The organism is Terribacillus sp. DMT04, from assembly GCF_019056395.1.
Lineage (GTDB): Bacteria > Bacillota > Bacilli > Bacillales > Amphibacillaceae > Terribacillus > Terribacillus aidingensis_A.
Window position 1 is genome coordinate 162,842 of the sequence record NZ_CP077639.1, and the last position, 15,430, is coordinate 178,271.

The following is a 15,430-nucleotide window of genomic DNA, read 5'->3' on the forward strand; positions in this document are numbered from 1 at the left end:
GATACTAAAAGGGAGGTAGGCCCCTTGATAGATGTAAATAATTTTGAGTTTATGAAAATAGGTTTGGCTTCACCTGATAAGATTCGTTCTTGGTCTTACGGAGAAGTGAAAAAGCCGGAAACGATCAACTATCGTACGTTGAAACCCGAGAAAGACGGTTTGTTCTGTGAACGTATCTTCGGTCCTCAAAAAGACTGGGAATGTCACTGCGGAAAATACAAACGCGTCCGTTATAAAGGTGTCGTATGTGATCGATGCGGCGTAGAAGTTACCAAAGCAAAAGTACGCCGTGAGCGTATGGGACACATCGAGCTAGCTGCTCCTGTGTCTCACATTTGGTACTTTAAAGGTATTCCAAGCCGTATGGGTCTTGTACTAGATATGTCCCCTCGCGCGCTTGAAGAAGTTATTTACTTTGCAGCGTACATCGTTACAGAAACTGGCGACACAGCGCTTGAGAAGAAACAACTTCTTTCTGAGAAGGAATATCGCCTTTATCGCGAAAAATACGGTAATACGTTCCAAGCTCAAATGGGCGCGGAAGCTATCCGTAAACTTCTTTCTGATATTGATGCAGAAAAAGAAGTAGAAACACTGCGTGAAGAATTAAAAACAGCACAAGGTCAGCGCAGAACGCGTGCGATCAAACGTTTGGAAGTTTTAGAAGCATTCCGTAATTCTGGAAACGATCCTTCATGGATGGTATTGGATGTACTTCCAATTATCCCGCCGGAGCTTCGTCCGATGGTACAGCTTGACGGAGGACGTTTTGCTACGTCTGACTTGAACGATTTGTACCGCCGTGTAATCAACCGGAACAACCGTCTGAAACGCTTGCTTGATCTTGGTGCTCCTAGCATTATCGTACAAAACGAAAAACGTATGCTTCAGGAAGCTGTTGATGCGTTGATCGATAACGGCCGCCGCGGTCGTCCAGTTACAGGTCCTGGTAACCGCCCGTTGAAATCTCTTTCTCATATGCTGAAAGGGAAGCAAGGACGTTTCCGTCAGAACTTACTAGGTAAACGTGTAGACTATTCCGGTCGTTCCGTAATCGTTGTAGGTCCGCATCTGAAGATGTATCAGTGTGGTCTTCCGAAAGAAATGGCACTTGAGCTATTCAAACCATTCATCATGAAAGAATTGGTTGAAAAAGGACTTGCGCATAATATTAAATCTGCAAAACGTAAAATCGAACGCTTGCACCCAGAAGTATGGGATGTACTCGAGGAAGTTATCCGCGAGCATCCAGTATTGCTTAACCGTGCCCCTACGCTTCACCGCCTAGGTATTCAGGCATTCGAACCAACATTAGTAGAAGGCCGTGCAATCCGTCTTCACCCGCTCGTATGTACAGCATATAACGCTGACTTTGATGGTGACCAGATGGCCGTTCACGTACCTCTATCTGCAGAAGCGCAAGCAGAAGCTCGTATTCTAATGCTTGCAGCGCAGAACATCTTGAACCCGAAAGATGGTAAACCAGTTGTTACGCCGTCTCAGGATATGGTACTAGGTAACTACTACTTGACGCTTGAGCGCGAAGATGCCATCGGTGAAGGTAAGATTTTCAATGATGTTAACGAAGCGATGCTTGCATATCAGAACGGCTATGTACACTTGCACACTCGTGTAGCAGTACATGCAGGTTCACTGAAAAACGAAACATTTACTGCAGAGCAGAATGAACAGATTTTGCTTACATCAGTAGGTAAATTGATCTTTAATACGATCTTGCCGAGCTCGTTCCCTTATATGAACGAACCAACTCGCGAGAACTTAGAAGAAAAAACACCTGCACACTACTTCGTAGAGAAGGGTGCGAACATTAAAGAGGAAATCGCTAAGCGCGATGTTATCTCACCGTTCAAGAAAGGCTTCCTTGGAGACATCATCGCTGAAGTATTCAAGCGTTTCAAAATCAGCGAAACGTCTAAGATGCTTGACCGCATGAAAGATCTAGGATTCAGCTATTCTACAAAAGCAGGTATTACGGTTGGTATCTCTGATATCGTTGTATTGAAAGAGAAAACAGAAATTCTTGATGAGGCACAATCGCGTGTGGATAAAGTATTGAAACAGTTCCGCCGTGGTTTGATCACAGAAGAAGAACGTTACGACCGCGTTATCTCGATCTGGTCTAAAGCGAAGGATGACATTCAAGAACGTCTGATGAAATCCTTGAGCAACCGTAACCCGATCTTTATGATGAGTGACTCTGGTGCCCGTGGTAACGCATCTAACTTTACGCAGCTTGCTGGTATGCGTGGTCTGATGGCCAACCCGGCCGGCCGAATCATCGAATTGCCAATCAAGTCCAGTTTCCGTGAAGGTCTGACAGTACTCGAGTACTTCATCTCTACACACGGTGCGCGTAAAGGTCTTGCCGATACCGCTCTGAAAACAGCCGATTCTGGTTACTTGACTCGTCGTCTAGTAGACGTTGCACAGGATGTTATCATCCGTGAAGAAGATTGCGGAACGGATCGCAGCTTGAAAGTGCGCGCACTTACAGAAGGCACAGAAATGATTGAACCATTGTATGACCGTCTTGTTGGACGTACAGCATTTGAGAATGTGAAACATCCAGAAACAGGCGATGTCATCGTAACGAAGAATGAATTGATTAATGAAGATACAGCTAGACAGATTATTGAAGCAGGGATTGAAGAAGTATCAATCCGTACTGTGTTTACATGTAATACAAAACACGGAGCTTGTAAGAAATGTTATGGCCGTAACCTTGCAACTGGCAGCGACGTTGAAGTCGGCGAGGCAGTTGGTATCATCGCAGCACAATCTATCGGTGAACCAGGAACACAGCTTACAATGCGTACGTTCCACACAGGTGGGGTAGCTGGAGATGATATTACACAAGGTTTGCCGCGTATCCAGGAATTGTTCGAGGCGCGTCATCCGAAAGGTCAAGCGGTTATCTCTGAAATTAAAGGTACTGTCATCGAAATCAACGAAGTCAAAGAAAAACAAGAAGTTGTTGTTCAAGGTACCGTTGAGACGAAGACATACACAGCTCCATACGGCGCGCGTCTGCGTGTTGCAGAAGGCGATGCAATTGAAGCGGGTGAAGGACTGACTGAAGGTTCTATCGATCCGAAAGAATTGCTTCGTGTCCGCGGTGTAGCTGGCGTTCAGCAGTATCTATTGAAAGAGGTACAAAAAGTATATCGTATGCAAGGTGTAGAAATCGGTGATAAGCACGTAGAAGTAATGGTTCGTCAGATGCTTCGTAAAGTACGTGTTGTCGATTCCGGGCAAACGAATGTACTGCCAGGATCTCTTCTTGAGATTCACCAATTCAGAGAAGCAAACCGTTCTGTACTTCAAGAAGACTTACAGCCGGCAAGCGGTAAGCCAGTATTACTTGGTATTACGAAAGCTTCCCTGGAAACTGATTCCTTCTTGTCTGCTGCTTCCTTCCAGGAAACAACTCGTGTCTTGACTGATGCAGCAATTAAAGGTAAGCGTGATGAGCTTCTCGGCCTGAAAGAGAATGTTATCATCGGTAAACTAGTTCCAGCAGGTACTGGTATGCCGCAGTATCGTAAGATTAAAGCGAAACTGGATGTACCTGAAGAAACGACAGAAGATCAGGATTTAGAATCTGTTACACCGTAACGGTGCCCTTAATAAGCAAGGAAACTAAATAATTGTCGGAAGCACTGTAAATCTCTCGTAAGGTGATTGACAATTACCTTACTTGAGTGATACTATATTCAAGGTGCTTCCGATTCTCCTTGTATACTTTGGAGGATATGCATATGTCTTATGAAAAAGTAGCACAAGCTAACACGGGAATCGTTATCGGAACCAAACAAACACTGAAAGCCATGAAGCAGGCTAAAGTGGAAACAGTTGTCATTGCAAATGACGCTGCCGAGCACATTACCAGCCAGGTAAGAAAGCTGGCAGAAGAATTAGGCATACCAGTAATCCAAGTCGATTCTATGAAACGATTAGGAGAAGCTTGTGGCATAGATGTAGGGACAGCTACTTTGGCAATTAAAAGATAGTTTTGGCGCAGCTGATGCTAGCTCAGCTCGTGAAAGCTTTGTTTTTTGCCCAAAAATGAACCACCTGGATGTGTGGTATTACAAAAAGCTTTGAAAGGAGGAAAAAACATGCCTACTATTAACCAATTAGTACGCAAAGGTCGCGTAAGCAAATCAAAGAAATCTGACTCTCCAGCATTGAATAAAGGGTACAACAGTTTCAAGAAGTCTTTGACTGATCAGTCTTCTCCACAAAAACGTGGTGTATGTACTCGTGTTGGTACAATGACTCCAAAGAAACCAAACTCCGCGTTGCGTAAATATGCACGTGTACGTTTGACAAACGGAATTGAGGTTACTGCCTACATTCCTGGTATCGGACATAACTTGCAAGAGCACAGTGTTGTTTTGATCCGCGGCGGACGTGTAAAAGATTTACCGGGTGTACGTTACCATATCGTACGTGGTGCGCTTGATACTTCAGGTGTTGACGGCCGTGCTCAAGGTCGTTCTAAATATGGAACAAAACGCCCTAAAAAATAAAACTAAAATAATATGAACATTATAGGAAAGGAGGAGAACATATGCCAAGAAAAGGTCCTGTTGCGAAACGCGATGTATTACCAGATCCGTTGTACAACTCTAAATTGGTAACTCGTTTGATCAACCAAATCATGGTTGACGGACAACGCGGTAAAGCACAAAAGATTCTTTATGCAGCATTTGAACTAGTTAAAGAACGTAGCGGTAACGATCCAATGGAGGTTTTCGAGAATTCCATGAAGAACGTTATGCCTGTACTTGAAGTACGCGCACGCCGTGTTGGTGGTTCTAACTACCAAGTTCCTGTGGAAGTACGCCCAGAGCGTCGTCAAGCACTAGGTCTTCGTTATATTGTTAACTATTCCCGTCTACGCGGCGAGAAAACAATGGAAGAGCGCCTTGCTAACGAAATTCTAGATGCGTCTAACAACACTGGTGCTGCTGTTAAGAAGCGTGAAGATATGCATAAGATGGCGGAAGCAAACAAAGCATTTGCTCATTACCGCTGGTAAGATTCAACTTAAATTCACTCTAGGAAGGAGATATACTACATGGCTAGAGAGTTCTCCTTAGAAAATACGCGTAATATCGGTATCATGGCTCACATCGATGCTGGTAAAACAACTGCTACAGAGCGTATTCTATTCTATACAGGACGTATCCATAAAATTGGAGAAACGCATGAAGGTGCTTCTCAAATGGACTGGATGGAGCAGGAGCAAGAACGTGGTATCACAATCACATCTGCTGCAACAACAGCTTCATGGAAAGGTCATCGTATCAACATCATCGATACACCAGGACACGTAGACTTCACAGTTGAAGTTGAACGTTCCCTGCGCGTACTTGATGGTGCGGTAGCTGTTCTTGATGCACAGTCCGGTGTTGAGCCGCAAACTGAAACAGTTTGGCGTCAAGCAACAACATACGGTGTACCTCGTATCGTATTCGTCAACAAAATGGATAAAACAGGTGCAGACTTCCTTTATTCTGTTAAGACGATGCATGAACGTCTGGGGGCGAATGCGCATCCAGTACAACTTCCAATCGGTGCGGAAGATGATTTCGAAGGAATCATCGACCTTATCACAATGGAAGCTCATTTCTACCTTGACGATCTTGGACAAAAATTCGAGACTCGTGAAATCCCTGCTGATATGAAGGATCTTGTGGATGAATATCGCACAAACCTTATTGAAGCTGTAGCGGAACAAGATGAAAGTCTTATGGAACGCTACCTTGAAGGGGAAGAGTTCACTAACGAAGAGCTTAAACAAGCAGTTCGTAATGCGACTCTTTCTGTTGAATTCTACCCAGTATTCTGTGGTTCAGCATTCAAAAACAAAGGTGTACAGCTTCTAATCGACGGTGTTGTTGATTACTTGCCAGCACCAACTGACGTACCAGCTATCGAAGGTATTGTTCCAGGATCTGAAGAACAAGTTGTACGTAAATCAAGCGACAGCGAGCCATTCAGTGCACTTGCCTTTAAAGTTGCAACGGATCCGTTCGTTGGTAAACTAACCTTCTTCCGTGTGTACTCCGGTACATTGGATGCAGGTTCATACGTGAAAAACTCTACGAAGGACAAGCGTGAGCGTGTAGGCCGTATCCTGCAAATGCATGCTAACACTCGTGAAGAGATTTCCACAGTTTACGCTGGTGATATCGCCGGAGCAGTAGGTTTGAAAGATACTTCAACTGGAGATACACTATGTGATGAGAAGTCACTAGTAATTCTTGAGTCTATGGTATTCCCAGAACCAGTTATCTCTGTTGCGATTGAACCGAAAACAAAAGCAGACCAAGATAAAATGTCTGTTGCACTTGGTAAACTAGCTGAGGAAGATCCTACTTTCAGAACGGAAACAAACGTTGAAACTGGCCAGACTATTATCTCTGGTATGGGTGAGCTTCACTTGGATATCATCGTTGACCGTATGCGTCGCGAATTCAAGGTAGAAGCGAACGTAGGTGCTCCGCAAGTTGCTTACCGCGAAACATTCCGTGCATCTGCTGAAGTCGAAGGTAAATTCGTACGTCAGTCTGGTGGACGCGGACAGTTCGGTCACGTTTGGATCAAATTCGAGCCAAACGAAGAAGGTGCCGGTTTTGAGTTCGAAAACAAAATCGTTGGTGGTGTAGTTCCTCGTGAATACATCCCATCTGTTGAAGCTGGAATCAAAGAATCGATGGAAAACGGTGTATTAGCTGGATATCCGCTAATCGACGTAAAAGCATCTCTATTTGATGGTAGCTACCACGATGTCGATTCCAACGAGATGGCCTTTAAGGTTGCTGCTTCTATGGCGCTTAAGAACGCTAAGAACAAATGTCAGCCTGTCATCTTGGAGCCACTTGTAAAAGTGGAAGTTGTTATCCCTGAAGAATACATGGGAGACATCATGGGCGACATCACTTCCCGTCGCGGCCGTGTAGAAGGTATGGATACACGCGGACCTGCTCAAGTAGTTAATGCATTCGTACCACTAGCTGAAATGTTCGGTTACGCAACAGCGTTGCGTTCCAACACACAAGGCCGTGGAACTTACACAATGACATTTGACCACTATGAAGAAGTTCCGAAAAGCGTTGGAGAAGAAATTATTAAGAAAAACGCTGGTCAATAATTGATTTTTTGACAGTAATCAAGTATAACTTGTAGTGGAAGCCTGCGTGCGCGTGCGTATGCTTCCGCAATACAAGAAACATACTATCTATTACATGATATTTTCTATATTTAAGGAGGAATTACTAATGGGTAAAGAAAAATTCGACCGCTCCAAATCCCACGTTAACGTTGGTACTATCGGACACGTTGACCATGGTAAAACTACACTAACTGCAGCTATCACTACTGTACTTCACAAGAAGTCTGGTAACGGTACAGCTATGGCTTATGATCAAATCGACGGTGCACCTGAAGAAAGAGAACGTGGAATCACAATCTCTACTGCACACGTAGAATATGAAACTGAAACTCGTCACTATGCACACGTTGACTGCCCAGGTCACGCTGACTATGTTAAAAACATGATCACTGGTGCTGCACAAATGGATGGTGCGATTCTAGTAGTATCTGCTGCTGATGGTCCAATGCCACAAACTCGTGAGCACATCCTACTTTCTCGTAACGTAGGTGTACCTGCGATCGTTGTATTCCTAAACAAATGTGACATGGTTGACGACGAAGAGCTTCTTGAACTTGTTGAAATGGAAGTTCGCGATCTTCTAAGCGAATATGACTTCCCTGGTGATGATGTACCAGTAATCAAAGGTTCTGCTCTTAAAGCTCTTGAAGGCGACGCTGACTACGAAGCGAAAATCTTCGAACTTATGGATGCAGTTGATGAGTACATCCCAACTCCAGAGCGCGACAAAGAAAAACCATTCATGATGCCTGTTGAGGACGTATTCTCAATCACTGGCCGTGGTACAGTAGCAACTGGCCGTGTTGAACGTGGTGAAGTAAGAGTCGGCGACGAAGTTGACATCATCGGTCTTGCTGAAGAGAACAAGAAAACAACTGTTACAGGTGTTGAAATGTTCCGTAAGCTTCTTGACTATGCTGAAGCTGGTGACAACATTGGTGCGCTACTTCGTGGTGTATCCCGTGAAGACATCAACCGTGGACAAGTACTTGCTAAGCCAGGTACAATCACTCCACACACAAAGTTCAAAGCTGAAGTTTATGTTCTTTCTAAAGATGAAGGTGGACGTCACACTCCATTCTTCACTAACTACCGCCCACAGTTCTACTTCCGTACAACTGACGTAACTGGCGTAGTTCACCTTCCAGAAGGTACTGAAATGATCATGCCTGGCGATAACACAGAAATGAGTGTAGAACTTATTTCTCCAATCGCTATCGAAGATGGTACTCGCTTCTCTATCCGTGAGGGTGGACGTACTGTTGGATCAGGCGTTGTATCTGTTATCGAAGCGTAAGCTGATATAACAATATAGAAAAACAGACAGCAGACGTGCTGTCTGTTTTTTTTATTTGCCTTAACCAAACATTGGCAGCGGTGCTGATTTGTAAAAAATGCCGAAATCACTTGAAAACAGGTGGAAGCCTCTGTATAATACATAAAGTGTCATCTTATGAAAGATTACTGTTTAGAAACTGTAAATCTAGATAAGACTTGCATTGACCGCGTTTTTTCTATATAATTATAATGTTGGTCATTTAAAAGGCGATGATGCGGGAGGTTGTTGGCACACCAGGCCCCTTTGCCATGGCAGGGTGGTCAAGTTAATTTCCGCTGAGAATGTCCTAAAAAATAAGGGCGATAAAGGAGGGAAAATAATGGCAAAAGAGAAAATCAGAATCCGTTTAAAAGCATACGATCACAGAATCCTTGATCAGTCTGCAGAAAAAATCGTAGATACAGCGAAGCGCTCTGGTGCTAACGTATCAGGTCCGATTCCGCTTCCTACAGAAAGATCTGTATATACAGTTCTACGTGCGGTGCACAAATACAAAGACTCTCGTGAGCAGTTCGAAATGCGTACTCACAAACGTCTTATCGATATCGTAAGTCCTACACCGCAAACAGTCGATTCTTTGATGAGACTTGACCTACCGTCCGGTGTGGACATCGAAATTAAACTATAATTTAACAACAAATAGGAGGTGTAACGGATGACGAAAGGAATCTTGGGACGCAAGATCGGCATGACACAGCTTTTCACTGAAAATGGTGAACTTCAAGCTGTTACAGTTATCCAAGCTGAACCAAACGTAATTCTTCAAAAGAAAACTGTCGAAACTGACGGTTACAATGCATTGCAACTAGGATTTGCTGATCAGAAAGCAAACAACGCTAACAAACCTGCGAAGGGCCATGCTGAGAAAGCAAACACAACACCTAAGCGCTACATTCGTGAAATCCGTGACGCTGCTCTAGCTGAACATGAAGTTGGCCAAGAGCTAAGCGTAGAGATTTTCGCTGCAGGAGACGTTGTAGATGTAACAGGTACTTCTAAAGGTAAAGGATTCCAAGGTGCGATCAAGCGCCACAACCAATCCCGCGGACCAATGTCACACGGTTCTCGTTACCACAGAAGACCAGGTTCTATGGGTGTAATTGACCCTATGCGCGTTTTCAAAGGTAAAGCATTACCAGGACAAATGGGCGGAGAGCAAATTACTGTTCAAAACCTTGAAATCGTTAAAGTTGACGCTGAGCGCAACCTTATCCTTGTTAAAGGTAACGTGCCTGGCGCGAAAAAATCTTACGTGAAAGTATCAGGTGCCGTAAAAGGTAACTAATTCATAATACGAAGGGAGGATATATCATGCCTAAAGTAGCACTATTCAACCAAAGCGGTTCTCAAGTCGGTGATATCGAATTGAACGATTCCGTTTTCGGTATTGAGCCACACACACATGTATTACACGAAGCTGTACTAATGCAACGTGCTTCTATGCGTCAAGGTACGCATAAAGTAAAAGGACGTTCTGAAGTACGAGGCGGCGGAAGAAAGCCATGGCGTCAAAAAGGTACTGGCCGTGCGCGTCAAGGATCCATCCGTTCTCCACAATGGGTTGGCGGTGGAACTGTTTTCGGACCGACTCCACGCAGCTACAGCTACAAACTACCTAAAAAAGTTCGTCGTCTAGCGCTTAAATCAGCACTATCTTCTAAAGTACAAGAAGAAAGCATCTTCGTTCTAGATAGCCTTGCATTTGATGCTCCTAAAACAAAAGATGTCGTTGCTATGCTTAACGCACTCAACGTAGATAAAAAGGTATTGATCGTTACTGCAGAAAAAGACGAAACAGTTGTACGTTCTGCTAACAACCTTAAAAACGTTAAAGTGTTGACACAAAGCGAAGTAAACGTTCTTGACTTGCTAACGCATGATAAGCTGATCTTAACGAAAGAGGCAGCTGAAAAAGCAGGGGAGGTGCTTGCATAATGAGAGATCCACGTGATATTATTAAGCGCCCTGTAATTACGGAACATTCTTCTGACCTTATGGTTGATAAGAAATATACGTTCGAAGTTGACAAACGTGCCAACAAGATCGAAATCAAACAAGCGGTTGAAGTGATCTTCGGTGTTAAAGTGGAGCAGATCAACACACTTAACCTTAAGGGTAAATTCAAACGTCAAGGTCGTTACGGCGGATACCGCCCAGATCGTAAAAAAGCAGTTGTAACACTTACAGAAGACAGTAAAGAAATCGACTTCTTCGAAGGTGTTTAAGAACTAATAGAGAAGGAGGGAAACAAAGATGGCGATTAAAAAGTATAAACCGACCACTAACGGACGTCGTAATATGTCTGTATCGGATTTTGCTGAAATCACAACTGACAAGCCTGAAAAAGCATTGCTTGCACCGCTTCATAAACGTGGCGGACGTAACAACCAAGGTAGATTGACAGTACGTCACCAAGGTGGCGGACATAAGCGTCAATACCGTATTATTGACTTTAAACGCGACAAAGATGGAATACCAGGACGCGTTGCTACAATCGAGTACGATCCAAACCGTACTGCGAACATCGCTCTTATTCACTATGTTGATGGTGAAAAACGCTACATCCTTGCTCCAAAAGGCTTGGAAGTAGGAACTGAAATCCTTTCTGGTGAAGGTGCTGACTTTAAAGTAGGTAACGCTATGGAACTTGCTTCTATCCCAGTTGGTACAATCATCCACAACATCGAATTGAAGCCAGGTCGTGGCGCTCAGCTAGCTCGTTCTGCTGGTGCACAGGCTCAAATCCTTGGACGTGAAGGTAAATATGTTCTTGTAAGACTAACTTCTGGTGAAGTACGTCTAGTACTAGGTACTTGCCGTGCGACAGTAGGTCAAGTTGGTAACCTAGAACACGAACTAATCATCGTTGGTAAAGCAGGACGTTCTCGCTGGAAGGGCAAACGCCCAACTGTACGTGGTTCTGTAATGAACCCTAACGATCACCCACACGGTGGTGGTGAAGGACGCGCTCCTATCGGACGTAAATCACCAATGTCTCCATGGGGCAAACCGACACTTGGTTACAAAACGCGTAAACGTAACAAGCAGTCTGATAAGTTTATCGTGCGTAAGCGTAAAAAATAATGTGGTAGCAAGACGGGGATTTTCACCCGTCTCCATATCGCAAAGGGAGGTTTATGTATGGGTCGCAGCTTGAAAAAAGGACCTTTCGCAGATGATCATTTGCTAAAGAAAGTCGACAAAATGAACGAAGGCGATAAGAAACAAGTTATCAGAACTTGGTCCCGTCGCTCTACTATTTTCCCAACATTCGTTGGACACACAATCGCTGTCTACGATGGCCGTAAACACGTACCTGTTTATGTTACTGAAGATATGGTAGGTCATAAACTTGGTGAATTCGCACCAACTCGTACGTACAAAGGTCACGCAGCGGACGACAAGAAAACAAAACGCTAAGAGGGGAGGCAATCCTAAATGCAAGCAAAAGCTATGGCAAAATCAGTTCGCATTGCTCCTCGTAAGGTTCGCTTAGTAGTTGATTTAATTCGAGGAAAAAATGTTGGAGAAGCTATTGCAATTCTGCGTCACACTCAGCGTGGTGCATCATTGCCAGTAGAAAAAGTACTTCGTTCTGCAGTTGCTAACGCAGAACATAACTATGAAATGGATACGGATAACCTTATTATCTCTGAAGCATTCGTTAACGAAGGTGCTACATTGAAACGTTTCCGTCCACGTGCACAAGGTCGTGCAAGCCAAATCAACAAACGTACTAGCCACATTACAGTGGTTGTTACAGAAAAGAAGGAGGGTTAAGCAGTGGGTCAAAAAGTAAATCCGACAGGTCTTCGCGTCGGCGTCATCCGTGACTGGGATTCCAAATGGTACGGTGGCAAAGATTACGCCGATTTACTACACGAAGATATCAGAATCCGTGATTATTTAGAACAACGTTTGAAAGATGCTGCGCTTTCCAAAGTGGAAATCGAACGTGCTGCTAACCGTGTAAACATCTCTATTCATACTGGTAAACCTGGTATGGTAATTGGTAAAGGCGGTTCTGAAGTTGAAGCGCTACGTAAAGCTCTAAACAGCCTTACTGGCAAACGTGTTCACATCAACATCGTAGAAGTGAAGCGTGTCGATATTGATGCTAAATTAGTAGCAGACAACATCGCTCGTCAACTTGAAAACCGTATTTCATTCCGTCGTGCACAGAAACAAACATTGCAGCGTGCAATGCGTGCTGGTGCTAAAGGTATCCGTACTCAAGTTTCTGGTCGTCTAGGCGGAGCAGACATCGCTCGTGCAGAATCTTATAGCGAAGGAACAGTTCCACTTCATACTCTACGTGCTGATATTGACTATGGCACAGCTGAAGCTGACACAACTTATGGTAAGCTTGGTATTAAAGTATGGATCTACCGTGGCGAAGTCCTTCCAACAAAAAACAACCGATAAGGAAGGGGGAAAAGCATTATGTTAATGCCTAAACGCGTAAAATATCGTAGACAACACCGTGGTAAATTGAATGGTCGTGCAAAAGGCGGTACAGAAGTTGCATTTGGTGAATGGGGTCTTCAAGCTTTAGATCCAGCTTGGATTACTAGCCGTCAAATCGAATCTGCCCGTATTGCAATGACTCGTTACATGAAACGTGGCGGTAAAGTATGGATCAAAATCTTCCCGGATAAGCCATACACTAAAAAACCTCTAGAAGTTCGAATGGGTTCTGGTAAAGGTTCACCTGAAGGTTGGGTAGCTGTTACAAAACCTGGTAAAATTATGTTCGAAGTAGCTGGAGTACCTGAAGAGGTGGCTCGTGAAGCATTGCGTCTTGCTTCTCATAAATTGCCAATAAGAACTAAGATCGTAAAACGTGAAGAAATTGGTGGTGAAATCAATGAAGGCTAATGAAATCAAAGAACTTACCACTGCCGAAATTGAACAAAAAGTTAAGTCTCTTAAAGAAGAACTTTTCAACCTGCGCTTCCAATTAGCTACTGGACAGCTTGAGAATACTGCACGTATTCGCACAGTCCGTAAAACAATTGCTCGCATGAAGACTGTTGTTCGTGAAAGAGAAGTAAGCGTAAATAACTAAATTCCGAGAGGAGGTTCGCGACATGAGTGAACGTAACAATCGTAAAGTCTACGTTGGACGCGTTGTATCCGATAAAATGGATAAAACAATCACTGTTCTTGTTGAAACCTACAAAACTCACAAGCTGTACGGCAAACGTGTTAAGTACTCTAAGAAGTTAAAAGCACATGATGAAAACGGCACAGCAAAAACTGGTGACTTGGTCCGTATCATGGAAACTCGTCCATTGTCTGCAACGAAACGTTTCCGTTTGGTTGAAGTAGTAGAAGAAGCAGTAATTATCTAATTTAAGATCGCTCGGAAGGATTCCGAAGGGAGGTAACACTCGTATGATTCAACAAGAGACTCGTTTGAAAGTCGCTGATAACTCTGGTGCTCGTGAAGTACTAACTATTAAAGTACTTGGCGGATCTGGTCGTAAAACAGCTAACATCGGTGACGTAATCGTTTGTACGGTGAAACAAGCAACACCTGGTGGCGTTGTCAAAAAAGGTGAAGTTGTTAAAGCTGTTATCGTTCGTACGAAGAGCGGCGTTCGTCGTAAAGATGGTTCTTACATCAAATTCGATGAGAATGCGGCTGTAATTGTAAAAGACGACAAGAGCCCAAGAGGAACTCGTATCTTCGGACCAGTTGCACGTGAATTGCGTGACGCTAAGTTCATGAAGATCGTATCCCTTGCTCCTGAAGTATTGTAATACACTTAATGCCTTGTTAAGGAGGTGCAGTACACATGCATGTTAAAAAAGGTGACAAAGTCAAAGTAATCACTGGTAAAGATCGTGGTAAAGAAGGTACTATCCTTGAAGCTTATCCGAAGAAGAACCGTGTTCTTGTCGAAGGCGTAAACATCGTCAAAAAACACGCAAAACCTTCTCAGGATAACCCGCAGGGCGGAATCCTTGACATCGAAGCAGCTATTCACGTTTCTAACGTAATGCTGATCGATCCTAAAACTGGAGAGCCTACTCGCGTTGGCTATGAAGTGAAAGACGGCAAAAAAGTCCGCATCGCTAAAAAATCCGGTCAAGCTATCGATAAATAATTTCTTCTGAAAGGAGGGCTACTCGATGAATGAATTGAAACAAAGATACCAAGGCGAAATTTCTCCATCTCTATTGGAAAAATTCAGCTATAAATCCGTTATGGAAGTACCAAAGATCGAAAAGATCGTAATCAACATGGGTGTCGGTGACGCCGTTCAAAACTCTAAAGCACTTGATTCTGCAGTAGAAGAATTGGCTTTGCTTGCTGGTCAGCAGCCTATCATCACGAAAGCGAAGAAATCTATCGCAGGTTTCCGTCTACGTGAAGGTATGCCAATCGGAGCGAAAGTTACATTGCGCGGAGAGCGTATGTATGAATTCCTTCAAAAATTAGTCGCAGTTTCACTTCCACGTGTACGTGACTTCCGTGGAATCTCAAACAAAGCGTTTGACGGTCGTGGAAACTACACGCTAGGTGTTAAAGAACAGCTAATCTTCCCAGAAATCAATTACGATAAAGTAAGTAAAGTACGTGGAATGGACATCGTTATCGTAACTACAGCCAACACTGACGAAGAAGCTCGTGAGCTACTAACTCAGCTAGGCATGCCTTTCCAAAAATAAAGGTAAAAAGGAGGGAATATTGTGGCTAAAAAATCTATGATCGCGAAACAACAGCGCCCACAGAAATTTAAAGTACAAGAGTACACTCGCTGCGAACGTTGCGGACGTCCACATTCTGTACTTCGTAAATTCAAGCTATGCCGTATTTGTTTCCGCGAACTAGCCTATAAAGGTCAAATTCCTGGCGTTAAAAAAGCAAGCTGGTAATC

Annotated in this window: 21 protein-coding genes; all 21 read left to right on the forward strand. The window is 43.8% G+C overall.

Features of this window, described 5'->3' with window-relative positions; all coding sequences use genetic code 11:
- Nucleotides 1-24: 24 nt before the first annotated feature.
- The 21 genes from rpoC to rpsN all read left to right on the forward strand — a co-directional run bounded on the left by rpoC (nucleotide 25) and on the right by rpsN (nucleotide 15,428).
- The gene (rpoC, locus tag KS242_RS00855; RefSeq protein WP_217322612.1) at nucleotides 25-3,636 is read left to right on the forward strand and encodes a DNA-directed RNA polymerase subunit beta'; all 3,612 of its coding nucleotides are present in this window, start codon (nucleotides 25-27) and stop codon (nucleotides 3,634-3,636) included.
- 143 nt (nucleotides 3,637-3,779) lie between these two features.
- Nucleotides 3,780-4,031 carry a 50S ribosomal protein L7ae-like protein gene (locus KS242_RS00860; RefSeq protein ID WP_097043542.1) on the forward strand — a complete coding sequence of 84 codons (252 nt, stop codon included), beginning with the start codon at nucleotides 3,780-3,782 and terminating at the stop codon, nucleotides 4,029-4,031.
- 108 nt (nucleotides 4,032-4,139) lie between these two features.
- Nucleotides 4,140-4,553 carry a 30S ribosomal protein S12 gene (gene rpsL, locus KS242_RS00865; protein WP_077304085.1) on the forward strand — a complete coding sequence of 138 codons (414 nt, stop codon included), beginning with the start codon at nucleotides 4,140-4,142 and terminating at the stop codon, nucleotides 4,551-4,553.
- 41 nt (nucleotides 4,554-4,594) lie between these two features.
- Nucleotides 4,595-5,065, forward strand: coding sequence for a 30S ribosomal protein S7 (gene rpsG, locus KS242_RS00870; RefSeq protein WP_217322613.1), 471 nt, complete (start codon nucleotides 4,595-4,597; stop codon nucleotides 5,063-5,065).
- A 39-nt stretch (nucleotides 5,066-5,104) separates the two neighbouring features.
- A complete protein-coding gene (fusA, locus tag KS242_RS00875) occupies nucleotides 5,105-7,183 on the forward strand; it encodes an elongation factor G (protein ID WP_217322614.1) in 2,079 nt (692 codons plus the stop codon).
- A 127-nt stretch (nucleotides 7,184-7,310) separates the two neighbouring features.
- Nucleotides 7,311-8,501, forward strand: a complete 1,191-nt coding sequence (tuf, locus tag KS242_RS00880; RefSeq protein ID WP_077304093.1) for an elongation factor Tu — start codon at nucleotides 7,311-7,313, stop codon at nucleotides 8,499-8,501.
- A gap of 361 nt (nucleotides 8,502-8,862) precedes the next feature.
- Nucleotides 8,863-9,171, forward strand: coding sequence for a 30S ribosomal protein S10 (gene rpsJ, locus KS242_RS00885; RefSeq protein WP_077304095.1), 309 nt, complete (start codon nucleotides 8,863-8,865; stop codon nucleotides 9,169-9,171).
- Between the two features lie 27 nt (nucleotides 9,172-9,198).
- Nucleotides 9,199-9,828, forward strand: a complete 630-nt coding sequence (rplC, locus tag KS242_RS00890) for a 50S ribosomal protein L3 (protein WP_077304097.1) — start codon at nucleotides 9,199-9,201, stop codon at nucleotides 9,826-9,828.
- A gap of 26 nt (nucleotides 9,829-9,854) precedes the next feature.
- A complete protein-coding gene (gene rplD / locus KS242_RS00895) occupies nucleotides 9,855-10,478 on the forward strand; it encodes a 50S ribosomal protein L4 (RefSeq protein ID WP_097043546.1) in 624 nt (207 codons plus the stop codon).
- On the forward strand, nucleotides 10,478-10,768 hold the full coding sequence (gene rplW, locus KS242_RS00900; protein WP_077304103.1) for a 50S ribosomal protein L23: 291 nt from the start codon (nucleotides 10,478-10,480) through the stop codon (nucleotides 10,766-10,768). The genes rplD and rplW overlap by 1 nt, the downstream gene beginning before the upstream one ends.
- 28 nt (nucleotides 10,769-10,796) lie before the next feature.
- The gene (gene rplB / locus KS242_RS00905; RefSeq protein WP_217322615.1) at nucleotides 10,797-11,627 is read left to right on the forward strand and encodes a 50S ribosomal protein L2; all 831 of its coding nucleotides are present in this window, start codon (nucleotides 10,797-10,799) and stop codon (nucleotides 11,625-11,627) included.
- Nucleotides 11,628-11,684: 57 nt separating this feature from the next.
- Nucleotides 11,685-11,963, forward strand: coding sequence for a 30S ribosomal protein S19 (gene rpsS / locus KS242_RS00910; RefSeq protein ID WP_217322616.1), 279 nt, complete (start codon nucleotides 11,685-11,687; stop codon nucleotides 11,961-11,963).
- Nucleotides 11,964-11,981: 18 nt separating this feature from the next.
- Complete coding sequence (rplV, locus tag KS242_RS00915; RefSeq protein WP_097043549.1) at nucleotides 11,982-12,323, forward strand: 50S ribosomal protein L22; 342 nt, start codon at nucleotides 11,982-11,984, stop codon at nucleotides 12,321-12,323.
- Between the two features lie 3 nt (nucleotides 12,324-12,326).
- On the forward strand, nucleotides 12,327-12,968 hold the full coding sequence (rpsC, locus tag KS242_RS00920) for a 30S ribosomal protein S3 (RefSeq protein ID WP_217322617.1): 642 nt from the start codon (nucleotides 12,327-12,329) through the stop codon (nucleotides 12,966-12,968).
- An 18-nt stretch (nucleotides 12,969-12,986) separates the two neighbouring features.
- Nucleotides 12,987-13,421 (forward strand): 50S ribosomal protein L16, encoded by a 435-nt coding sequence (gene rplP / locus KS242_RS00925; protein WP_217322618.1) that lies wholly within the window; start codon nucleotides 12,987-12,989, stop codon nucleotides 13,419-13,421.
- Entirely contained in the window at nucleotides 13,411-13,611 is a 201-nt protein-coding gene (gene rpmC, locus KS242_RS00930; RefSeq protein WP_077304121.1) for a 50S ribosomal protein L29, read from the forward strand. Before rplP ends, rpmC begins: the two co-directional genes overlap by 11 nt.
- A gap of 22 nt (nucleotides 13,612-13,633) precedes the next feature.
- Nucleotides 13,634-13,897 (forward strand): 30S ribosomal protein S17, encoded by a 264-nt coding sequence (gene rpsQ, locus KS242_RS00935; protein ID WP_038565201.1) that lies wholly within the window; start codon nucleotides 13,634-13,636, stop codon nucleotides 13,895-13,897.
- 43 nt (nucleotides 13,898-13,940) lie between these two features.
- Nucleotides 13,941-14,309: a 50S ribosomal protein L14 gene (rplN, locus tag KS242_RS00940; RefSeq protein ID WP_077304124.1), complete on the forward strand. Its 369-nt coding sequence runs from the start codon at nucleotides 13,941-13,943 to the stop codon at nucleotides 14,307-14,309.
- 35 nt (nucleotides 14,310-14,344) lie between these two features.
- On the forward strand, nucleotides 14,345-14,656 hold the full coding sequence (rplX, locus tag KS242_RS00945; RefSeq protein ID WP_097043550.1) for a 50S ribosomal protein L24: 312 nt from the start codon (nucleotides 14,345-14,347) through the stop codon (nucleotides 14,654-14,656).
- Nucleotides 14,657-14,681: 25 nt separating this feature from the next.
- Nucleotides 14,682-15,221, forward strand: coding sequence for a 50S ribosomal protein L5 (rplE, locus tag KS242_RS00950; protein WP_217322619.1), 540 nt, complete (start codon nucleotides 14,682-14,684; stop codon nucleotides 15,219-15,221).
- Nucleotides 15,222-15,242: 21 nt separating this feature from the next.
- Nucleotides 15,243-15,428: a 30S ribosomal protein S14 gene (rpsN, locus tag KS242_RS00955; RefSeq protein WP_077304134.1), complete on the forward strand. Its 186-nt coding sequence runs from the start codon at nucleotides 15,243-15,245 to the stop codon at nucleotides 15,426-15,428.
- Nucleotides 15,429-15,430 lie beyond the last annotated feature (2 nt).